The sequence below is a fragment of the Enterobacter sp. 296B2 genome, from assembly GCF_034106185.1.
Classification (GTDB): Bacteria; Pseudomonadota; Gammaproteobacteria; order Enterobacterales; family Enterobacteriaceae; genus Enterobacter; species Enterobacter cloacae_N.
Map to the genome: position 1 here is coordinate 338,186 of NZ_JAWNCA010000001.1, position 6,413 is coordinate 344,598.

At 56.7% G+C, this 6,413-nt stretch carries 6 protein-coding genes; 4 read left to right on the top strand and 2 right to left on the bottom strand.

Going from position 1 to position 6,413, the window contains the following annotated elements:
• The first annotated feature begins 29 nt into the window (after window positions 1-29).
• Window positions 30-752: a dihydromonapterin reductase gene (gene folM, locus URZ40_RS01570; RefSeq protein WP_061098394.1), complete on the top strand. Its 723-nt coding sequence runs from the start codon at window positions 30-32 to the stop codon at window positions 750-752.
• On the opposite strand, the gene URZ40_RS01575 is transcribed toward folM, so the two are convergent.
• Complete coding sequence (locus URZ40_RS01575; RefSeq protein ID WP_233002431.1) at window positions 749-1,084, bottom strand: GlpM family protein; 336 nt, start codon at window positions 1,082-1,084, stop codon at window positions 749-751. The two genes, folM and URZ40_RS01575, sit on opposite strands and share 4 nt — an antisense overlap.
• 128 nt (window positions 1,085-1,212) lie before the next feature.
• On the opposite strand from URZ40_RS01575, the gene rstA reads away from it, so the two are divergent.
• From rstA to tus, 3 genes are all read left to right on the top strand, one after another.
• Window positions 1,213-1,929 carry a two-component system response regulator RstA gene (gene rstA, locus URZ40_RS01580; RefSeq protein WP_116340319.1) on the top strand — a complete coding sequence of 239 codons (717 nt, stop codon included), beginning with the start codon at window positions 1,213-1,215 and terminating at the stop codon, window positions 1,927-1,929.
• 562 nt (window positions 1,930-2,491) lie between these two features.
• Window positions 2,492-3,790, top strand: coding sequence for a two-component system sensor histidine kinase RstB (gene rstB, locus URZ40_RS01585; RefSeq protein WP_316378997.1), 1,299 nt, complete (start codon window positions 2,492-2,494; stop codon window positions 3,788-3,790).
• 73 nt (window positions 3,791-3,863) lie between these two features.
• Window positions 3,864-4,793, top strand: coding sequence for a DNA replication terminus site-binding protein (gene tus / locus URZ40_RS01590; protein ID WP_320719655.1), 930 nt, complete (start codon window positions 3,864-3,866; stop codon window positions 4,791-4,793).
• On the opposite strand, the gene fumC is transcribed toward tus, so the two are convergent.
• A complete protein-coding gene (gene fumC / locus URZ40_RS01595; RefSeq protein WP_316378995.1) occupies window positions 4,794-6,188 on the bottom strand; it encodes a class II fumarate hydratase in 1,395 nt (464 codons plus the stop codon). It abuts the gene before it with no gap.
• Window positions 6,189-6,413 lie beyond the last annotated feature (225 nt).

The following is a 6,413-nucleotide window of genomic DNA, read 5'->3' on the forward strand; positions in this document are numbered from 1 at the left end:
CCCATTGTTGAACTGTAAAGGAGAATACGATGGGAAATGCACCGCTTCGCCCAATATTGATCACCGGTGGAGGCCGCCGTATCGGCCTCGCCCTCGCCCATCACTTTCTCAACCTTCGCCATCCGGTCATTGTCAGCTACCGTACGGAATACCCGTCGATTGAGGGGTTGCGCAAAGCCGGAGCGGTTTGCATTCAGGCTGATTTTTCCACCGATGAAGGCATCCTGGCCTTTGCGGAGCAGGTGAAATCCACCGCGACGGGGCTGCGCGCTGTGATCCATAACGCCAGCGCCTGGTGTGCAGAGAAGCCCGGCACGTCCCTCAGCGATACGCTATCCGCCATGCTGCAGATCCACGTCAACGCCCCTTATCTGCTTAACCACGCCCTGCAGGATCTGCTGCGCGGTCACGGCCATGCGGCGGGTGACATCATCCACTTCACCGATTATGTGGTTGAGCGCGGCAGCGACAAGCACATCGCTTATGCGGCCAGTAAAGCCGCGCTGGACAACATGACGCGCTCCTTTGCCCGCAAGCTTGCGCCCGAGGTGAAGGTGAACGCCATCGCCCCGGCGATGATTTTGTTTAACGAAAACGATGATGCGGAGTACCGCCAGCAGGCGCTGAATAAGTCGCTGATGAAAATTGCCCCAGGCGAGAAAGAGGTGATCGACCTTGTGGATTACCTCCTCACCAGCTGCTATGTCACCGGCAGAACCTTTGCCGTGGACGGTGGACGCCCGCTGCGCTAGTGAAAGCGGCTCCAGAAGAATATTAACACCCAGGCGCTGAGTGCCCAGCAGATCACCGCCCCGCCCAGCGCCAGGGGAAGCCGCAGAAAACCGGTGAAATACCACAGAGAAAGCAGGTAGAGAAAATACGGGATGATCGACCACATGCCAAACACAATGGTCGTACGTAACGCCTCCGTGCCCCGTTCAGAAGCCACAATATAGTGGGCAATCAGCGCGAAGGTCGGGAACAGCGGGATCAGCCCGGCAATATAGTAGTTTTTGGTTTTTGCCAGAATGCCAATCATTAACACCACCAGCGCCCCCAACGCGGCTTTGATCACCAGCCCCATATTTTTCCCTATAACAATCAAGTAACAATAGACTTCAGAATAACGGAAGCGGCGTTAATTTTGAAAGATTAATGGAAGGTTAAGGTTCCGCGGTGTATGTTGGCTTTTTTCACGAAAACAGACGTTGTATGAATAAGATTGTTTATGTTGAAGACGAACCCGAAGTCGGGCAATTGATCGCCGCCTATCTGGGTAAACATGATATGGACGTCATTGTTGAGCCTCGCGGCGATCGTGCCGAAGAGGTGGTCGTCCGTGAAAATCCGGATTTAGTGTTGCTGGACATCATGCTGCCAGGCAAAGACGGCATGACGCTCTGCCGTGACCTGCGCGCCCGCTGGGACGGCCCTATCGTTCTGCTCACCTCACTGGACAGCGATATGAACCATATTCTGTCGCTGGAGATGGGCGCCAATGATTACATTCTGAAGACCACACCGCCTGCCGTCCTGCTGGCCCGCCTGCGCCTGCATTTGCGCCAGCACGCCAGTATCGAACGCGAAGCGCCCGCACCGTCTCTGACGCCTCACAAAGCGATGCGCTTCGGTACGCTGTCTATTGACCCGGTTAACCGCCAGGTCCTGCTTTCCGGCGAGCTTATCGCCCTCTCCACCGCAGACTTTGACCTGCTTTGGGAGCTGGCAACGCATGCCGGGCAAATCATGGACCGCGACGCGCTGCTAAAAAACCTCCGTGGCGTGAGCTATGACGGAATGGATCGCAGCGTTGACGTAGCGATTTCGCGTCTGCGCAAAAAATTGCAGGATAACGCCACCGAGCCCTACCGCATTAAAACCGTGCGTAATAAGGGGTATCTGTTTGCCCCGCACGCCTGGGAAACCTGATAAAAGATAACGTGCGCGAAATGAAGGCATTACCCGTCGATGTCCCCTTTTTCGCGCGTTAGTTTGCCAGTTTGCGCAACAATTAACTTGATAAGCCCGCGAACTAATCCATAATTAACATTCCTACATTCTTTTCTTAAAGCCTCACCGGGCCGGCTATAAACCCACACCTTTTCAGCACATTTCTCCCATAAAATCTTGAAATGAGGATTTAAGCCCATGAACTATATATAGCTACCGTGAAGTAGAAGTCATCAAAACCAATCTTGAATGGATTGTTAATCAGGCAGCAGTTAGCCATTCCTCCCTCTCACGCGCCGATCAAAAAGCGCTCATTGATCTCCTTGAACTCATCCAGTTTTACGAAATTCTTCTGGATTTAATTAACGAATTTGGGACCGCCGTGATTGAACCGCACATTGCGGAAGGCCTGGCCGTAACGGAAACACTCATCGCCAGGTTAAAAAACAGCGCGAAAGCCATGTAACACGCTTCACAGACATGAAAATATCGACGGGTTTTCATGTATATTCTGCACAAAGCGTTTTTTCGGTGAGATCCAATGAAAAAGCTGTTTGTGCAGTTTTATCTTTTGCTGTTTGTCTGCTTCCTGGTGATGACCATGCTGGTCGGGCTGGTCTATAAGTTCACCGCCGAACGTGCGGGCAGGCAGTCGCTGGACGATCTGATGAAAAGCTCGCTGTATCTGATGCGCAGCGAGCTGAGAGAGATCCCGCCGCACGACTGGGCAAAAACCCTCAAAGAGCTCGATCTGAACCTGTCATTTGATTTACGCATCGAGCCGTTAAAAGATTTCGATTTGGATACACCCGCGATGCAGCGCCTGCGCGACGGGGATATCGTCGCTCTGGATGAGAAATACACCTTTATCCAGCGCATCCCGCGCAGCCATTACGTGCTGGCCGTCGGGCCGGTGCCCTATCTCTATTATCTGCACCAGATGCGTCTGCTGGATATGGCGCTGATGGCCTTTATCGCCATTTCACTCGCGTTTCCGGTCTTTATCTGGATGCGCCCCCACTGGCAGGACATGCTGAAGCTGGAGTCCGCCGCGCAGCGTTTTGGCGAGGGGCATTTTACCGAGCGCATTCACTTCGACAGCGGTTCCAGCTTTGAGCGTCTTGGCGTGGCCTTTAACCAGATGGCTGATAACATCAATGCCCTGATCGCCAGTAAAAAGCAGCTGATCGACGGGATTGCGCACGAGCTGCGCACGCCGCTGGTTCGCCTGCGCTACCGTCTGGAGATGAGCGAAAATCTGACGGAAGCGGAGTCTCAGGCCCTGAACCGCGACATTGGCCAGCTTGAAGCGCTGATTGAGGAGCTTCTGACCTACGCGCGTCTCGATCGTCCGCAGAACGAGCTGAACCTCAGCACGCCGGACCTGCCCGCCTGGCTGCAAACCCACATTGATGATGTTCAGAGCGTAAACCCGCAGCGCACGCTGTTGACGCGCGTCACGCCGGGTGATTACGGCGCGCTCGATATGCGCCTGATGGAGCGCGTGCTGGACAACCTGATGAACAACGCCATGCGCTACAGTGAGAGTACGCTCCAGATTGGCCTGGATTTGCAGGGCAACCGGGCCAGCCTGACGGTGGAGGACGACGGACCGGGAATTGCCCCGGAAGCGCGAGAAACCGTGTTTGAACCGTTTGTCCGCCTCGACCCCAGCCGCGATCGCGCCACCGGTGGATGCGGCCTGGGGCTGGCAATTGTTTACTCAATCGCGCAGGCGATGGGGGGCACGGTGCATTGCGAGGAGAGCGAGCTCGGCGGCGCGCGCTTCTGCTTTAGCTGGCCGGTGTACCATAACATCGCCCTTCCCGTTCCTGCCTGACCTCAACCGCACGCTGGCCTGACCCGGCGTGCTGTGCTATATGATAAGTATGTTGTAACTAATGAGGGTATTTATGGCAACTTACGATCTCATCGAACGGCTGAACAGCACGTTTCGGGAAATAGAACATGAGCTACTGACCCTGACCGAGCGCTTGCAGGCCTGCCGTCTGCTGGCCGCGCGCGTCTTTACCCTGCCCGATGTGGCTAAAGGGGCCGAGCACGATCCGCTGGATGCCATCGAGGTCGAACAGCACATCGGCAATGCCGCTCTTGAACGGGCACTGAAGCACTATCGTCGCCTGTTTATCCAGCAGCAGTCAGAAAACCGCAGCAGTAAGGCCGCCGTGCGCCTGCCGGGCGTCATCTGTCTGCAAACCGATGCGATAACGCGTGAAGCGCTGGAAAGCCAGATTACGCATATCAACACCCTGAAAGCGGCCTTTGAAAAGATCATCACCGAAGAGTCCGGCCTCGCGCCTGCCGCGCGGTTTGAGTGGGTGCACCGCCAGCTTCCGGGGCTGATTACTCTGAATGCCTACCGAACCCTGACGGTACTGCGTCACCCCGCCACGCTGCGCTTCGGCTGGGCGAATAAACACATCATTAAAAACTTCACCCGGGATGAGATTCTGGCGCAGCTGGAAAAAAGCCTGAAGACGCCGCGCACCGTCGCGCCGTGGTCGCGTGAACAGTGGATTGAGCGCCTGGAGCAGGAGTACCACAGCATCGCCTCGCTTCCGGCGGATACGCGCCTCAAGATAAAGCGGCCGGTGAAGGTGCAGCCTATCGCCCGAGTCTGGTATTCCGGTCAGCAAAAGCAGGTGCAGTATGCCTGCCCGACGCCGCTGATTGCGCTTTACGATGCCGACCAGGGCGCGGTGGTGCCCGATATTGGGGAACTGCTGAATTACGATGCTGAAAATGTTCAGCACCGTTACAGACCTCAGGCGCAGCCGCTACAGCTGATTATTCCGCGGCTGCACCTGTACGTGGCGGGATGATTATTTCAGGCTGCCGACCATCGCTTCCGGACGAACCCAGGCGTCAAACTCCGCCTCCGTGAGATAGCCCAGCGCCAGGGCGGAGGCTTTCAGCGTCAGCCCCTCTTTATGCGCTTTTTTAGCGATCTCCGCGGCTTTGTCATAGCCGATATGAGTATTAAGTGCGGTCACCAGCATCAGGGATTCATTGAGCAACTGGCTGATACGTTCGCGGTTGGGCTCAATCCCTACCGCACAGTGTTCGTTAAAGCTCTCCATCCCGTCTGCCAGCAGACGAACAGATTGCAGCACGTTGTGGATCACCATCGGGCGATAGACGTTCAGCTCAAAGTTGCCGGACGCTCCGCCCATGTTGACGGCCACATCGTTGCCCATCACCTGACAACAGAGCATGGTCATGGCTTCGCACTGGGTCGGGTTCACTTTACCCGGCATGATAGAGCTGCCCGGCTCGTTTTCCGGAATGCTGATTTCGCCGATGCCGCAGCGCGGACCGGAAGCCAGCCAGCGCACGTCGTTGGCAATTTTCATCAGCGAGGCCGCCAGCCCCTTCAGCGCGCCGTGGGTATGGACCAGCGCATCGCAGGTCGCCAGCGCTTCGAACTTGTTGGGCGCCGTGACGAACGGCTGTCCGGTAATGCTTGCCAGCTCTTCCGCCACGCGTACCGCGTATTCGGGGTGGGTATTTAACCCGGTGCCGACCGCCGTCCCGCCGAGCGCCAGCTCCGCCAGGTGCGGCAGGCTGTTCTCGATATGCTTCAGATTGTGCTCCAGCATCGCCACCCAGCCGGAAATCTCCTGGCCGAGGGTCAGCGGCGTGGCGTCCTGCAGGTGCGTACGGCCAATTTTGACGATGTCGCGGAAGGCCTGCGCTTTCTCGTTAAGCGTGGATTTCAGCACGTTGAGCTGCGGGATCAGCTGCTCGCGAATGGCGATTACCGCCGCCACGTGCATCGCCGTCGGGAAGACGTCGTTAGAGCTCTGGCTTTTGTTGACGTCATCGTTCGGGTGGACCTTACGCTCCATGCCGCGCACGCCCCCCAGCAGTTCGCTGGCCCGGTTCGCCAGCACTTCGTTCATGTTCATGTTGCTCTGGGTGCCGGAACCGGTCTGCCAGATAGCGAGGGGGAATTCGTCGGGATGCTTGCCCGCCAGCACTTCGTCGGCGGCGTTGATGATAGCGGTGGCTTTATCGGCGTCCAGCAGGCCCAAATCCTGGTTCACTCTCGCGGCGGCGCGTTTGGTGAGCGCCAGCGCCTGAATCAGCGAGACGGGCATTTTTTCGGTCGAAATACGGAAGTGCTCCAGCGAACGCTGGGTTTGCGCGCCCCACAGCTTGTCGGCCGGAACCGCGATTGCGCCCATAGAATCTTTCTCATGGCGTACCGTTGTCATTACTTTCTCCTTGATAACAAAAGAGGGATTGCTCACATGCTTAAGGGATAAGTATTGATGACTTCTGGGAAACGATATGGCGCTTTGTGCGCTCTTTTTGGTGTGGGGGGGGGGGGGGGGGCCCCCCCCACAATTAAAAAATATTAAACCACCCCCCCCCCACGGGGGGGGGGGGGGGGGTGTTTGATAATGTGTGAGTGTTTTTCGACACGGGTAAAGCCCCGG

Coding starts and splice junctions, on each gene's coding strand:
- folM (WP_061098394.1), top strand. CDS start 30: ATGGGAAATGCACCGCTTCGCCCAATATTGATCACCGGTGGAGGCCGC.
- URZ40_RS01575 (WP_233002431.1), bottom strand. CDS start 1,084: ATGGGGCTGGTGATCAAAGCCGCGTTGGGGGCGCTGGTGGTGTTAATG.
- rstA (WP_116340319.1), top strand. CDS start 1,213: ATGAATAAGATTGTTTATGTTGAAGACGAACCCGAAGTCGGGCAATTG.
- rstB (WP_316378997.1), top strand. CDS start 2,492: ATGAAAAAGCTGTTTGTGCAGTTTTATCTTTTGCTGTTTGTCTGCTTC.
- tus (WP_320719655.1), top strand. CDS start 3,864: ATGGCAACTTACGATCTCATCGAACGGCTGAACAGCACGTTTCGGGAA.
- fumC (WP_316378995.1), bottom strand. CDS start 6,188: ATGACAACGGTACGCCATGAGAAAGATTCTATGGGCGCAATCGCGGTT.